General features: G+C 74.7%; 1 protein-coding gene and 1 pseudogene. Both read right to left on the bottom strand.

The genetic code is table 11. The features are described 5' to 3' along the window. Positions 1-24: 24 nt before the first annotated feature. Positions 25-15,297, bottom strand: a complete 15,273-nt coding sequence (locus BS80_RS43420; RefSeq protein ID WP_269676090.1) for a type I polyketide synthase — start codon at positions 15,295-15,297, stop codon at positions 25-27. Further along, positions 15,273-16,067 (bottom strand): annotated as a pseudogene (locus tag BS80_RS42410) (beta-ketoacyl synthase N-terminal-like domain-containing protein); the annotation flags it as partial. The gene BS80_RS43420 and the pseudogene BS80_RS42410, both read right to left, overlap by 25 nt. Between the last annotated feature and the right edge of the window lie 32 nt (positions 16,068-16,099).

Raw genomic sequence — 16,099 nt, forward strand, 5'->3', positions numbered from 1 at the left:
GGGCAGACCGTGAAGGCGGGGTGTTCAAGAGATTCCGAGTTCGTCGTTGATGAAGTCGAGGACCTCATCGGCCGAGGCGGACTCCAACTGCTCGGCCACCGTGGACTCTTCTGTCTGCTCGACTCCGTTGAACCTCGCCACCAACCCCTGGAGGCGGAGCACGATGCTGGATTTCTTGGACTCGTCGGACAGCAGTCCGGCGATCAGTGATTCGATGTCCTCGATCTTGGCGTTCACCATCGACAACGCGTCGTCGGTGGTGCCGAGTTCGCCGTGCAGGTAGCGGGCCAGCGCGAGCGGGGCCGGGTAGTCGAAGACCACGGTCGCGGCCAACTTGAGGCCGGTGGCCTCGCGGAGGCGGTTGCGCAGCTCGACCGAGGTGAGCGAGTCGAAGCCGGCGTCCTTGAACGCCGTCTCCGGGTCGACCTGATCCACCCCGGCGTGACCGAGGACGGTCGCCACCTGGCTGCGGACCAGGTCCAGCAACAGGGCCTCCTGGGCCGCCGGTGCCAGGCCGACGAGCCGGCGGGTCAGCCCGCCGCTGTCGCCGACGGCCGTGCGCGCCAACTGCCGCCCGGGGCGCACCAGACCGCGCAGCAGCGGCTGGGAGGCCCGGCCGGCGGTCGCGTCGGCCCGCAGCGACCGCAGGTCCAGCTTGATCGGCACCACCAGGGCCGTACCGGTCCGCAGCGCCGCGTCGAAGAGCTGCATGCCCTCGGCCGGGCCGATCGGCAGGACCCCGCCGCGGCTCATCCGGGCCTGGTCGGCGGCGCCCAGGTGGGCGGTCATGCCGCTGATCTGCTCCCAGAGGCCCCAGGCGAGGGACGTGCCGGGCAGGCCCGCCGCCCGGCGCCGGTGCGCCAGCGCGTCCAGGTAGGCGTTGGCCGCCGCGTAGTTGCCCTGACCGGCCGAGCCGAACAGGCCGGACGCGGAGGAGAACACCGCGAAGGTCGTGAGGTCCAGGTCGCGGGTGAGCTCGTCCAGGTGGCTCACCGCGGTCACCTTCGGACCGAACACGTACGCCAGCCGCTGCGGCGACAGCGCGCCGATCACACCGTCGTCCAGCACACCGGCGGTGTGCACGACGCCGGTCAGCGGGTGGTCGGCCGGCACGGCGGCCAGCAAGCCCGCCACCGCGTCCCGGTCGGTCACATCGCAGGCGGTGACCGTCACCGCGGCGCCGAGACCGGCGAGTTCGGCCACCAGCTCCGCCGCGCCCTCGGCCTGCACACCGCGCCGGCTGGCCAGCAGCAGGTGCCGGACACCGTGCCGGGTGACCAGGTGCCGGGCCAGCAGCGCGCCCAGCGAACCCGTACCGCCGGTGACCAGGACGGTCCCCTCCGGGCGGAACGCCTGCGCTGCCTCAGCGCCCGGCCGGGCCTGGGCCCGGACCAGCCGGGGCACGGAGAGCGCCGCCGCCCGCACCGCGACCTGCGGCTCGCCGCCGGCCAGCACCGCGCCGAGCACGGTGCCGAACGCGTCCTCGGTGTCCGGGTCCAGGTCGAGCAGGACGATCCGGTCGGGGTTCTCGGCCTGGGCGGTGCGCAGCAGGCCCCACACCGCCGCTCCGGCCAGGTCGGTGACGTCGGCGTCGGTGCCGGCCGGCACCGCACCCCGGGTGACCACCACGAGCCGGGAGTCCTCGAAGGCCTCGTCGGCCAGCCAGGCCTGGACGACGTCCAGCGCCTTTCCGGTCAGCGCGAGCACCTCGTCGGGGCCGTCGCCGGTGCCGTGGGCCTCCAGGACCGCGACGGCGGGCGGCTCGGCGGCCAGCGCGGCCACCTCCTCGCCGGTGGCGACGGGCACCCAGGCGGGTGCCGGTCCGGCCGCCTGCGGCGCCGGGGCCAGCTCGCTCCACTCCAGGCTGAACAGTGCGTCGCGGCCCTCGTCGGCGGCCGCCGCGGTGTCCAGTTGCGCGACGTCCACCGGGCGGAAGGTCACCGAGTCCACCGTCAGGACCGGGCCGCCGGCCTCGTCGACCGCGCTCAGCGCCAGCACGTCCGGGCCCTGCGGTGCGATCCGGACCCGGATGGCCCCGGCCCCGGCGGCGTGCAGTACCAGCCCGTTCCAGGCGAACGGCAGCACGTTGTGACCGTCCTGCGGCTGGGCGAACGCCTGCGTGTGCAGGGCCGCGTCCAGCAGGGCCGGGTGGATGCCGAACCGGGCGGCCTCGGTGCGCCACTCGTCCGGCAGCACGACCTCGGCGAAGAGCTCCTCGTCGCGCCGCCAGACCGCCCGCAGGCCCTGGAACGCCGGGCCGTAGGCGTAGCCGTGGCTCAGCAGGTCGTCGTAGAAGCCGGCGACGTCCAGCTCCACGAGCTCCGCGCCGGCCGGCGGCCAGACGGTGGTGTCGAAGCCGGGCGCCGCCGGGCGGTCGGCCGCAGCCGCCGTCAGGGTGCCGGCCGCGTGCCGGGTCCACCCGTCCTCGGTGGCGTCCTCACGGGCCGAGTAGATGGCGACGGTGCGAGCGCCGCTCTCGTCCGGGCCGCCGACTGCTACCTGGACCCGGACGCCGCCGTGCTGGGGCACCACCAACGGTGCCTCGATGACCAGTTCGTCGAGGGCTCCGGCGGCCACCACGTCGCCGGCCCGCACCGCCAGCTCCACCAGTCCGGTGCCGGGCACCAGGACGACGCCGCCGACGGCGTGGTCCGCCAGCCACGGGTGGGTACGCAGCGACAGCCGTGACGTGCACAGCACCCCACCGGTCTCCGGTACGTCCACCACCGCGCCGAGCAGCGGGTGATCGGCCTTGCCCTGGCCGAGCGAGGCGGCCTCGGTGGCCGGGCTGGTCTGGAGCCAGTAGTGCTGGTGGTCGAAGGCGTAGGTCGGCAGGTCCAGATGGGTGCCACCGGTGCCGGCGGGCAGGGTCTTCACCCAGTCCACCTCGACGCCCCGGACGAAGAGTTCGGCGACCGAAGCCAACACCGTCTGGGCCTCCGGACGGCCGTCACGCAACGCCGCGACGCAGACCGCGTCCTCACCGGCGGACTCGGCCACCACCGCGCTCAGCGCAGCGCCCGGGCCCAACTCCACGAACAACGTGCCACCGAGCGCAGCCGCCGCCGTACCGATCCCGTCGGCGAACCGCACCGGACGCCGCACGTGCTCCAACCAGTAGGCGGCATCGGCCAGTTGGCCGGGTTCGGCGACGAGGCCGGTGACGTTCGAGACGACCGGCAGCTTCGGCTCCCGCCAGGTCACCCCGGCCAGCACGGCGGCGAACTCCGCGAGCATCGGCTCCATCAACGCCGAGTGGAACGCGTGCGAGACCGTCAGCCGCTTGACCTTGCGGCCCTGTTCCTTCAGCGTCTCGGCCGCCTTCAGGACGGCCGCCTCGTCGCCGGAGAGGACCACCGACGACGGCCCGTTCACCGCCGCCAGATCCACCCCAGCACCGAGCAGCTCCGCGACCTCGGCCTCCGTCGCGGCCACCGCCACCATCGCACCACCCGACGGCAACCCCTCCATCAGCCGACCCCGGGCCGCCACCACCGCCGCCGCATCCTCCAACGACAGGACACCCGCCACATGCGCCGCCGTCAACTCACCGATCGAATGGCCCATCACCGCATCCGGACGCACCCCCCACGACTCCACCAACCGGAACAACGCCGTCTCCACCGCGAACAACCCCGCCTGCGTGAACACCGTCCGGTCCAGCAACCCGTCACCGGCCGAGCCGAAGACGACATCCTTCACCGAGTGCTCCACCCGACCCGCCAACTGCGCATCCAGCGCCACACACGCGCCCTCGAACGCCTCCGCGAACACCGGATACTGCTCAGCCAACTCCCGGCCCATCCCCACCCGCTGCGAACCCTGCCCCGGGAACACGAACACCGTCCGCGCCCCATCGGACACCACACCGGAGACCACCGCCACGCCGGACTCACCCCGCGCCAACGCACCCAGCCCCGCCAACGCCTCCCCCGACGACCCCGCCACCACCACCGCACGCTCACCGAGCACCGCACGCTGAGCAACCAACGCACCCGCCGTACCAGCCAACGACACCGACTCCGCAGCATCCAGGAACGAGACCAGCCGCCCGGCCTGCCCGGCCAGCGACCCCGCACTCTTCGCCGACACCACCAGCGGCACCACCGCATCGGGCGCGGGCACCACCACCGGCACCGACTCCTCCGGCGCCTGCTCAAGGATCAGGTGCGCGTTCGTCCCGCTGACACCGAAGGCGGACACCCCGCCCCGGCGCGGCCGGCCGGTCTCCGGCCACTCCCGCGCCTCGGTCAGCAGCTCCACCGCGCCGGCCGTCCAGTCCACCTCGGTCGAGGGCTCCTCGACGTGCAGCGTGGGCGGCAGCACGCCGCGCCGCAGCGACTCCACCATCTTGATCACGCCCGCGACACCGGCGGCCGCCTGCGCGTGCCCCAGGTTGGACTTGACGGATCCCAGCCAGAGCGGACGCCCCGGCTCCCGGTCCTGGCCGTAGGTGGCCAGCAGCGCCTGTGCCTCGATCGGGTCGCCCAGCGTGGTGCCCGTGCCGTGCGCCTCGACCGCGTCCACCTCGACGGTGGTGAGGCCCGCGTTGGCGAGGGCCTTGCGGATGACGCGCTGCTGGGACGGACCGTTGGGCGCGGTCAGACCGTTGGACGCGCCGTCCTGGTTCACCGCCGAGCCGCGCACCACCGCGAGCACCTGGTGCCCCTTGCGCCGCGCCTCGGACAGCCGCTCCAGCACGACCACGCCCGCGCCCTCGGCCCAGCCCGTGCCGTCCGCCGTCGAGGAGAACGCCTTGCAGCGGCCGTCGGGCGAGAGGGCCTGCTGGCGGGAGAACTCCACGAAGGTGTGCGGGTTGGCCAGGATGGTCGCGCCACCGGCCAGCGCCATCGAGCACTCGCCCTGGCGCAGCGCCTGGGCGGCCAGGTGGATCGCCACCAGGGACGACGAGCAGGCCGTGTCGACCGTCACCGCCGGGCCCTCGAAGCCGAACACGTACGACACCCGGCCCGACGCCACGCTGCCGGCGGACCCGGTCGCGGTGAAGCCGCTCAGCTCCGGCGGCACCTCGCCGCCGAAGCCGTAGCCCTGGCTCATCACGCCGGAGAAGACGCCGACGTCCGTGCCCTTCAGCTCCGCCGGGTCGATGCCCGCGCGCTCCATGGCCTCCCAGGACGCCTCCAGCAGCAGCCGCTGCTGCGGGTCCATCGCCAGCGCCTCACGCGGCGAGATCCCGAAGAACCCGGCGTCGAAGAGCCCGGCCTCGTGCAGGAACCCGCCCCGGTCGACGTAGGAGGTGCCGACCCGCGCGGGGTCGGCGTCGAACAGGCCGTCCAGGTCCCAGCCACGGTCGGTCGGGAACGCGGTCTGGGCCTCCCGGCCGTCGGCGACCAGGCGCCACAGGTCCTCCGGGCTGGCGACACCGCCCGGGAGGCGGCAGGCCATCCCGACGATCGCGATCGGCTCGTCCGGGTCGGCGACCAGGACGGTCGGCGCCGCCGACCCGGCTGCGGCGGCCACGTGGCCGAACGCGCCGTGCAGGTGGCGGGCCAGGGCGAGCGGGGTGGGGTAGTCGAAGACGACGGTGGTGGGCAGGTTGAGGCCGGTGGCCTCGCGCACCCGGTTGCGCAGCTCGACGGAGGTGAGCGAGTCGAAGCCGGCGTCCTTGAACGCCTTCTCCGCCTTGACGTTGTCCGCCCCGGCGTGGCCGAGGACGGTCGCCACCTGGCTGCGGACCACGTCCAGCAGCAGGGCCTCCTGCTCGGCCGCCGACAGCCCGGCCAGTCGGTCCGCCAGCCCGCCGCCGCCGCGTTGCGCGGCGGCCGCCCGGACGGCCTGCCGGCCGGCCCGCACCAGGCCCCGCATCAGCGGCTGGACGGCGCCGCCGGACGCCGCGTCGGCGCGGGCGGCCCGCAGGTCGAGCTTGATCGGCACGACCAGGGCCCGGTCGGCGTGCAGGGCCGTGTCGAACAACGCCAGACCCTCGGCCGGGGTCAGCGCCAGGACGCCGCCGCGGCTCATCCGGGCCTGGTCGAGGTCGCTCAGATGGGCCGTCAGGCCGGTGCTCTGCTCCCACAGACCCCAGGCCAGCGAGACGCCGGGCAGCCCGGTCGCCCGACGACGGGCCATCAGCGCGTCGAGGAAGGCGTTGGCCGCCGCGTAGTTGCCCTGCCCGGCCGAGCCGAACAGGCCTGCGGCGGAGGAGAACACCGCGAACGTCGTCAGGTCGAGATCGCGGGTGAGCTCGTCCAGGTGCCGCACCGCGGTCACCTTGGGCGCGAAGACCCCGGCGATCCGCTCGGGCGTCAGCGCGCCGATCACACCGTCGTCCAGCACACCGGCGAGGTGCACCACGCCGGTGAGCGGGTGCTCTGCGGGCACGGCGGCCAGCAGCGCGGCCACCGCCTCGCGGTCGGCGACGTCGCTCGCGACGACCGAGACGCTGGCGCCGAGCTCGGCCAGTTCGGCCGCCAACTCCGGCGCGCCCTCGGCGTCGAGACCGCGACGGCTGACCAGCACCAGCCGGCCCACGCCGTGCCGGGTGACCAGGTGCCGGGCCATCAGGGCGCCCAGCGAGCCGGTGCCGCCGGTGACCAGGACGGTGCCGTCCGGACGGAAGGCGGGGTCGCCGGCGGGTGTGTCGCCGCCGGTGGCCCGGACGAGGCGCGGTGCGGACAGCTCCGCCCCGCGCACCGCGACCTGCGGCTCACCGGCGGCCAGTACGGCGGCGAGCAGCGGTTCGACGTCCGTCCCGGAGGTGACGTCGGTGGCCGTGTCGGTGTCCACCAGGACGATCCGGTCCGGGTTCTCCGCCTGGGCCGCGCGGACCAGGCCCCAGACGGCGGCGCCGGCCGGGTCGGTCACCGCGGCGTCGCCGCCGGCGGGCACCGCGCCGTGGGTCACCAGCACCAGCCGGGAGTCCTCCAGGCTCGGTGCGGCCAGCCAGGTCTGGACGACCTCCAGGATCCGGTTGGTCAGCGCCAGGGCGTCGCCGTCGCGGCCGACCGCCTCCACCAGCGCGACCACCGGGGTGGTGACGTTGTCGGCGAGGATCTGCACCTCGTCCGCGTGGAAGAGCGGCACCCACGGCGGCAGCGTCCCGGCCCCGGCGGGCGCGGCGGGCAGCTCGGCCCACTCCACCCGGAAGAGCGAGTCGGGGCCGCTGTCCGCGGCGGCGGCTGCGAGCTGCTCGGCGGAGACCGGAAGGAAGGAGAGCGCGTCCAGGCTCAGGACCAGGCCGCCGGTCTCGTCGGCGGCCTCCAGCGACAGCCCGTCCTGGCCGGACGGCGCGAGCCGCACGCGCAGCGCCGAGGCGCCGACGGCGTGGAGGGTGAGGCCGGTCCACTCGGCCGGCTGCCAGAGCCGCTGCCCGCCCGCGCCCCCGTCGGCGACGGCCGCGTGCCGCAGTCCGGACTGGAGGGCGGCGTCGAGCAGGGCGGGGTGGATGCCGAACCGTCCGGCGTCGGCCCGCTGGTCCTCGGGCAGGGCGATCTCGGCGAAGACCTCCTCGCCGCGCCGCCAGAGGCCTCGCACGCCCTGGAAGGCCGGACCGAGGGTGTAGCCGAGGCGCAGCAGGTCGTCGTAGAGCTCGTCGGCGCCGGCCCGCCGGGCGCCGGTGGGCGGCCAGACGACGAGGTCGGCGTGAGCCTCGGTACGGGCCGCCACTGCCGGGGACAGGCTGCCGGTGGCGTGGCGGGTCCAGGCTTCGGCGCCGGTGTCGTCGGCGGCGTCCTCACGCATCGAGTAGATGCCGACGCTGCGCGCGCCGCTCTCTTCGGGGCCGCCGACGGTGACCTGCACCCGGACGCCGCCCTGCTCGGGCAACACCAACGGCGCCTCGATCACCAACTCGTCCAGCGTCCCGCAGCCGACCTCGTCACCCGCCCGCACCGCCAACTCCACCAGACCCGTACCAGGCACCAGGACGACGCCACCGACGGCGTGATCCGCCAGCCAGGCGTGCGTGCGCAGCGACAGGCGGGAGGTGAAGGCCAGTCCGTCCGACTGCGGCAGCCGGACGACGGCGCCGATCAGCGGGTGGTCGACGGTGGCCTGGCCGAGCGAGGCCGCATCCGTCGCGGGGCTGGTCTGCAACCAGTAGTGCTGGTGGTCGAAGGCATAGGTCGGCAGGTCCACCGGGACGCTGCCGCTGTCCGTGGGCAGGACACCGGTCCAGTCCACCGCCACACCCCGGACGAAGAGTTCGGCCATCGACAGGAACAACCGGCGCAGGCCGCCCTCCTCCCGGCGCAGCGATCCGGTCACCAGGATGTCGGCCTGGGCCTCGTCGACGATCTCGCTGATCGGCTGGACGAGGACCGGGTGGGCGCTGGACTCCACGAACACCGTGTGACCCTCGCTCAGCAGCGAAGCCACCGCCGGGCCGAAGCGCACCTGACCACGCAGGTTGCGATACCAGTAGCCGCCGTCCAGCACCCCGGGCTCGGACACCCACTCACTCGTCACCGTCGAGAAGAACGGCACCAACGGCGCCTGGCTGCGGATGTCCGCGAACGCCTCCGCCAACGTCTCCTCGATCGCCTCCACATGCCGCGTGTGCGACGCGTAGTCCACCGCGACCCGGCGCACCCGCACACCGTCCGCCGCCAGGACCTCCAGAGCCTCGTCGAGGGCCTCGGCGTCACCGGCGACCACGACGGACGCCGGACCGTTGACCGCCGCGACCTCCACCCGGTCCGCCCAGCGCTCCAGGCGCTCAACGGCGTCCGTCTCCGACAGCGCCACCGACGCCATCCCACCCCGACCCGCCAGGCTCCCCGCGATCACCCGACTGCGCACCGCCACGATCCGCGCCGCATCCTCCAACGACAACGCACCCGACACGCAGGCCGCCGCGATCTCACCCTGCGAGTGACCCACCACCGCATCCGGCACCACACCCACCGACGCCCACACCGCCGCCAAACCCACCATCACGGCGAAACTCGCCGGCTGCAGCACATCCACCCGCTCCAACAACTCCGCCGGAGCATCACCCCGCAGCACGTCCACCAACGACCACTCCACCCACGGACCCAGCGCCACCGCACACGCCGCCACCCGCTCCGCGAACACCGGCGAGGAGTCCAGCAGTTCACGACCCATGCCGACCCACTGCGTGCCCTGCCCCGGGAAGACCAGCACCGTCCGGCCCGCGCCGGCCGAGCCGAGCGAACCGCCGGTCACCAGGGCCGGAGCGGACTCGCCCCGCGCCAGCGCGGCCAGTGCGGCCAGCGCCTCGTCCGTCGAGCCGGCCACCACCACCGCGCGCTCGGACAGCAGCGCGCGCCGGGAGACCAGCGCGTTCGCCGTACCGGGCAGCGACACCGGCTGCCCGGCGTCGAGGAAGGAGACCAGCCGCGCGGCCTGGCCGGTCAGCGAGCCGGTCGAGGCCGCCGACACCACCAGCGGCAGCACACCGCCGGGCTCGGCCCCGACCGGGACCGGCTCGGCCACCGGCGCCTCCGGGGACTCCTCCAGGATCAGGTGCGCGTTGGTGCCGCTGATGCCGAAGGAGGACACCCCGGCCCGGCGCGGCCGGCCGCCGCCCGCCCAGTCCCGCGGCTCGGTCAGCAGCTCGACCGCGCCGGCCGTCCAGTCCACCTCGTGCGTCGGCTCCGACACGTGCAGCGTCGACGGCATGACGCCGTGCCGCAGCGCCTGCACCATCTTGATCACGGCGGCCACGCCGGCTGCGGCCTGGGTGTGACCGATGTTCGACTTCAACGAGCCCAGCCAGAGCGGACGCTGCGGGTCGCGGTCGCGGCCGTAGGTGGCCAGCAGCGCCTGCGCCTCGATCGGGTCACCCAGCGCCGTCCCGGTGCCGTGCGCCTCCACCACGTCGATGTCCGAGGCGTCCAGGCCCGCGTTGGCCAGGGCCTTGCGGATCACCCGCTGCTGCGAGGGGCCGTTGGGCGCCGTCAGGCCGTTGGACGCACCGTCCTGGTTGACCGCGCTGCCGCGCAGGACCGCCAGCACCTGGTGCCCGTTGCGCCGCGCCTCCGAGAGGCGCTCCAGCACCACGATGCCCACGCCCTCGGACAGGATGGTGCCGTCGGCGCCCGTCGAGAACGCCTTGACCCGGCCGTCGGCCGCCAGGCCGCCCTGACGCGACATCCCGAGGACGCCGACCGGCGAGCCCATGACGGCGACGCCGCCGGCCAGCGCCAGCGAGCATTCGCCCGAGCGCAACGCCTGCGCCGCCAGGTGCATCGCCACTAGCGACGAGGAACACGCCGTGTCCACCGTCACCGCCGGGCCCTCGAACCCGAACACGTACGACACCCGGCCCGACGCCACGCTGCCCGCGGTCGCGGTCGTCACGAAGCCTTCGAGCTCGGCGGGCATGCTGGTGAGGGACTCGACGTAGTCGTGGATGGAGACACCGGAGAAGACGCCGATGTTGCCGCCGCGCGCCGTGCCGGGGTTGATGCCGGCGCGCTCCAGGGCCTCCCAGGAGGCCTCGAGCAGCAGCCGCTGCTGCGGGTCCATCGCCAGCGCCTCACGCGGCGAGATCCCGAAGAACTCCGCGTCGAACTTCCCGGCGTCCTGAAGGAAGCCACCCTTGTGCTCGGAGGTTCCGGGCTGCGCCGCGTCGTCGTCGAAGACGCCGTCGAGGTTCCAGCCGCGGTCGTCCGGGAAGCCCACCATCCCGTCGCGGCCCTCGTGCACCAGCCGCCACAGGTCCTCGGGGGTCAGCACCCCGCCGGGCAGCCGGCAGGCCATGCCGACGATGGCGATCGGCTCGTCCGGGTCGGCCGCGACCACCGTCGGGGTGGCGGCGGCGCCGGCCGCGGTGTCGCCGAGCTCCTCGCGCAGGAAGCGGGCGAGCGCCACCGGCGTGGGGTAGTCGAAGATCAGGGTCGCGGGGAGCTTGACGCCGGTCGCGCCGCTCAGCCGGTTGCGGAGCTCGACCGCGGTGAGCGAGTCGAAGCCGATGTCGCTGAACCCGCGGGTGCCCTGGGCCAGTTCGTGGCCGTTGAAGCCGAGCACGGCGGTGGCCTCGGCCTGGACGATGCCCAGCAGGATGCCCTCCTGCTCGGCCTCGGACTTCCCCGCGAGGCGGCGGACGAGCCCGCTCTCGTCACCGGCGGCGGCCCGCGCCAGCCGTCGGCCGCTGCGCACGAGGCTGCGCAGCATGTGCGGGACGGCGCCGCCGGTCGCGGTGTCGGAGCGCAGCGCCCGCAGGTCGAGCTTGATCGGCACCAGCAGCGTCTGGTCGGCGTGCAGGCCGGTGTCGAGGTGGGACAGGCCCTCGGCCGGGGTCAGTGGCAGGACGCCGCCGCGGCTCATCCGGGCCTGGTCGACCTCGCTCAGATGCGCCGTCAGGCCGGTGCTCTGCTCCCACAGGCCCCAGGCCAGCGAGAGACCGGGCAGCCCGGTGGCCCGACGACGGGCCATCAGGGCGTCGAGGAAGGCGTTGGCCGCCGCGTAACTGCCCTGGCCGGCCGAGCCGAGCAGCGCGGCGGCGGACGAGAAGACCACGAACGCCCGCAGCTCCGGGGCGAGTTCGCGGGTGAGCTCGTCCAGGTGCCGGACCGCGGTCGCCTTGGGCGCGAAGACGCCGGCGATCCGCTCCGGCGTCAGCGCGCCGATCACACCGTCGTCCAGGATGCCGGCGAGGTGCACCACGCCGGTCAGCGGGTGCCCGGCCGGGACGGCGGTGAGCAGCGCGGCCACCGCCTCGCGGTCGGCGACGTCGCTCGCGACGACCGAGACGGAGGCGCCGAGCCCGGCCAGTTCGAGGGCCAGCTCGTCGGCGCCCTCGGCGTCGGGGCCCCGGCGGCTGGCCAGCACGAGGTGGCGCACGCCGTGCCGGGTGACCAGGTGGCGGGCCACCACGGCGCCGAGCGAGCCGGTGCCGCCGGTGACCAGGACGGTGCCCTCGGGGTCGAAGGCCGCGGGGGCACCGGGCTCCTCGGCCGCGGGGGCGGCGTCGGCGCGCACCAGGCGGGCGGCGGACAGCGTCGTGCCGCGGACGGCGACCTGCGGCTCGCCGGAGGCCAGCACCGCGCCGAGGACCGGCCCGGCGCCGGTGGCGGCGGCGGGGTCGAGGTCGATCAGGACGATCCGGTCCGGGTTCTCCGCCTGGGCCGCGCGGACCAGGCCCCAGACGGCGGCGCCGCCCGGGTCGGTCACCGCGGCGTCGCCCCCGGCGGGCACCGCACCCCGGGTGGCCACGACCAACCGGGCCTCCGCCAGGCCCGGTGCGGCCACCCAGGCCTGGATCACGGCCAGGGTCCGGCAGGTCAGTGCCAGCGGGTCCGCGTCACCGCCACCCTCGGCGTCGAGGACGGCGACCGCCGGGACGCTCTCGCGGGCGGCGAGCGCGGCCACGTCGTCCGGGCCGGACAGCGGCGCCCAGACCGGCGCGGCCGCGGCGCCCTCGGGCGCGGGCAGCCGGGTCCACTCCACCCGGAACAGCGAGTCGCGGCTGTCCTGTCCGGCCGCGCTGCCCAACTGCTCGGCGGAGACCGGCAGGGAGACCAGCGAGTCCATCGTCAGGACCAGTTCGCCTGCCTCGTCGGCGGCCTGGAAGGAGAGCGCGTCGGTGCCCCGGGGGGCGACCCGCACCCGCAGCGCGGCGGCGCCCAGGGCGTGCAGGACCAGACCGTTCCAGGCGAACGGCAGCACGTTGCGGCCGTCGTCCGGGTTGGTGAACGCGTTGGTGTGCAGGGCGGCGTCGAGCAGGGCGGGGTGGATGCCGAACCGGTCGGCGCTCTCCCGCTGGTCCGGCGGCAGGACGGCTTCGGCGAAGAGCTCCTCGCCGCGCCGCCAGACCGCCCGCAGGCCCTGGAACGCCGGGCCGTAGGAGTAGCCGCGGACGACCAGGTCGGTGTAGAAGTCCTCGATCTCCACCGGCTCGGCGCCGGCCGGCGGCCAGGCGGTGAAGTCCACGGCGGGCGTGCTGCTGCCGGCCGGGGCGGCGGACGAGAGGAGGCCGGTGGCGTGCCTGGTCCACTCGCCCTCGCCGTCCTCGCCTGCGGCGTCCTCCCGCAGGGAGTAGACGTCCACCGTGCGGGAGCCGGTCGGGCCGGGGCCGCCGACGGCGACCTGGACCCGCACGCCGCCCTGCTCGGGCAGCACGAGCGGGGCTTCGATGATCAGCTCTTCGATGATGCCGCAGCCGAACTCGTCACCGGCGCGCACCGCCAGGTCGACGTAGACGGTACCGGGGACGATCACCACGCCCTGCATGGCGTGGTCGGCGAGCCAGGGGTGGGTGCGCAGCGACAGGCGGGAGGTGAACACCAGCCCGTCCGACTGGGGCAGCCGCACCACGGCGCCGAGCAGCGGGTGGTCGGTGCCGGTGAGGCCCAGCGAGGCGGCGTCGGTGGCCGATCCGGTCAGCTGGAGCCAGTAGTGCTGGTGGTCGAAGGCGTAGGTCGGCAGGTCGACGAGGGTGCTGCCGGCGCCGGCGGGCAGCAGGCTCGTCCAGTCCACGGCCACGCCCTGGACGAAGAGTTCGGCCATCGAGGTCAGCAGTCGGCGCGGGCCGCCCTCCTCCCGGCGCAGTGTCCCGGTCACCAGGACCGTCGCGTCGCCCGCGTCGACGATCTCGCTGATCGGCTGGACCAGCACCGGGTGGGCGCTGGACTCGACGAAGACCGTGTGACCCTCGCTCAGCAGCGACGCCACCGCCGGGCCGAACCGCACCTGGCCGCGCAGGTTGCGGTACCAGTAGCCGCCGTCCAGGACTCCGGCCTCGGCGACCCACTCGCTCGTGACGGTGGAGAAGAACGGGATCCGCGGGACCTGGCTGCGGATGTCCGCGAAGGCCTCGGCCAGGGTCTCCTGGATCGCCTCGACGTGACGGGAGTGCGAGGCGTAGTCCACCGCGATCCGCCGCACCCGCACGCCCTGGTCCTCCAGCGCGTCGAGGACCTCGTCGAGGGCCTCGGCGTCACCGGCGATGACGACGGAGGCCGGGCCGTTGACGGCCGCGACCTCCACCCGGTCCGCCCAGCGCTCCAGGCGCTCGACCGCGTCCGTCTCGGAGAGCGCCACCGACGCCATGCCGCCGCGACCGGCCAGGCCGGCGGCGATCACCTGGCTGCGCACCGCCACGATCCGCACGGCGTCGTCCAGCGAGAGCGCACCGGAGACGCAGGCCGCGGCGATCTCGCCCTGCGAGTGACCGACCACCGCGTCCGGGACCACGCCCACGGACGCCCAGACGGCGGCCAGGCCCACCATCACGGCGAAACTCGCGGGCTGCAGCACGTCCACCCGCTCCAGCAGCTCGGCCGGAGCCTCACCGCGCAGCACGTCCTCCAGCGACCAGTCCACCCAGCGTTCCAGCGCGGCCGCGCACTGCGCGACCCGCTCCGCGAACACCGGTGAGGAGTCCAGCAGTTCACGGCCCATACCGACCCACTGCGAACCCTGCCCCGGGAAGACCAGCACGAGCTTGCCCGCCCCGCCCGAGGACGCGGCGCTCCCGGTCACCAGCGAGGCGGCCGACTCACCGCGGGCCAGCGCGCCGAGCCCGGCGAGCGCCTCCTCGTGCGAACCGGCCACGACGACCGCGCGCTCACCGAGCACCGCGCGCCCGGTGGCCAGCGTCCCCGCCACACCGGCGAGGGAGAGCGCCTGCGACGCGTCGAGGAAGGAGACCAGCTGCTCGGCCTGGCCGGTCAGCGACCCGGTCGAGGCCGCCGACACCACCAGCGGCAGCACGGCGTCCGGCGCGGCCTCGGCGGCCTGCTCCGGCTCCAGCACGGGAGCCTGCTCCAGGATCAGGTGCGCGTTGGTGCCGCTCGCGCCGAAGGAGGACACCCCGGCCCGGCGCGGGCGGCCGGTCTCCGGCCACTCCCGCGCCTGCGTCAGCAGCTCGACCGCGCCCGCCGACCAGTCCACCTGCGGCGTGGGGGCGTCGATGTGCCGGGTGGCCGGCATCACGCCGTTGCGCAGCGCCTGCACCATGTTGATCACACCGGCGACGCCGGAGGCCGCCTGGGTGTGACCGATGACGGACTTGACCGAGCCCAGCTGCAACGGGCTGTCGGCCGAACGGTCCTGACCATAGGTGGCCAGCAGCGCCTGCGCCTCGATCGGGTCGCCCAGCACCGTGCCGGTGCCGTGGCCCTCGACCATGTCGATGTCGGCGCCGGACAGGTTGGCGCTGTCCAGGGCCTTGCGGATGACCCGCTGCTGGGCGGGCCGTTGGGCGCGGTCAGGCCGTTGGACGCGCCGTCCTGGTTCAGAGCGGAGCCACGGATGACCGCCAGGATCTGGTGCCCGTTGCGCTGGGCCTCGGAGAGCCGTTCCAGCAGGACGACACCGACACCCTCGGCCCAGCTGGAGCCGTCGGCACAGGCCGCGTAGGACTTGCAGCGGCCGTCGAAGGCCAGGCCGCGCTGGCGGGCGAAGCCCACGAACCCGCCCGGGGTCGCCATCACGGTCGAGCCGCCGGCCAGCGCCATCGAGCACTCGCCGCGGCGCAGCGCCTGGGAGGCCAGGTGGATGGCGACCAGCGACGAGGAGCACATGGTGTCGACGGTGACCGCCGGGCCCTCCAGCCCGAGCGTGTACGCGACGCGGCCGGAGGCGACGCCGCCGGCGGTGCCGAGCGCCCGTTCCAGGCTGAGGAAGTCCTCGTACCCGCTGAGGTCCGGGGCGTAGTCCTGGTGCACAATGCCCGCGAACACGCCGATGTCGGCGCCCCGGACGGAGTGCGGGGCGATGCCGGCCCGCTCCAGGGTCTCCCAGGCCACCTCCAGCAGCTGCCGCTGCTGCGGGTCCATGGCGAGGGCCTCACGCGGCGAGATCCCGAAGAAGCCGGCGTCGAACTGGCCCGCGTCGTGCAGGAAGGCGCCCTCGCGCACATAGGTGGTGCCGGGGTTGTCGGGGTCCGGGTGGTAGAGGCCTTCGAGGTCCCAGCCCCGGTCCTCGGGGAAGGTGGTGTACACGTCGGTGCCGTCGGTGACCACCCGCCAGAGGTCCTCCGGGGTGCGGATCCCGCCCGCGTACCGGCAGGCCATCGAGACGATCGCGATGGGCTCGGTCGGGGCTTCGAGGAGCTTCTGGTTCTCCTGCTCGAGCCGTGCGTTCTCCTTCAGCGAAGCACGCAGTGCGTTGACGATCTGCTGGTCCGGCGTCGTCATGTTCCTACGTCCTCCGTGTCAGTCCGCTGTCA

The organism is Kitasatospora mediocidica KCTC 9733, from assembly GCF_000744225.1.
Classification (GTDB): domain Bacteria; phylum Actinomycetota; class Actinomycetes; order Streptomycetales; family Streptomycetaceae; genus Kitasatospora; species Kitasatospora mediocidica.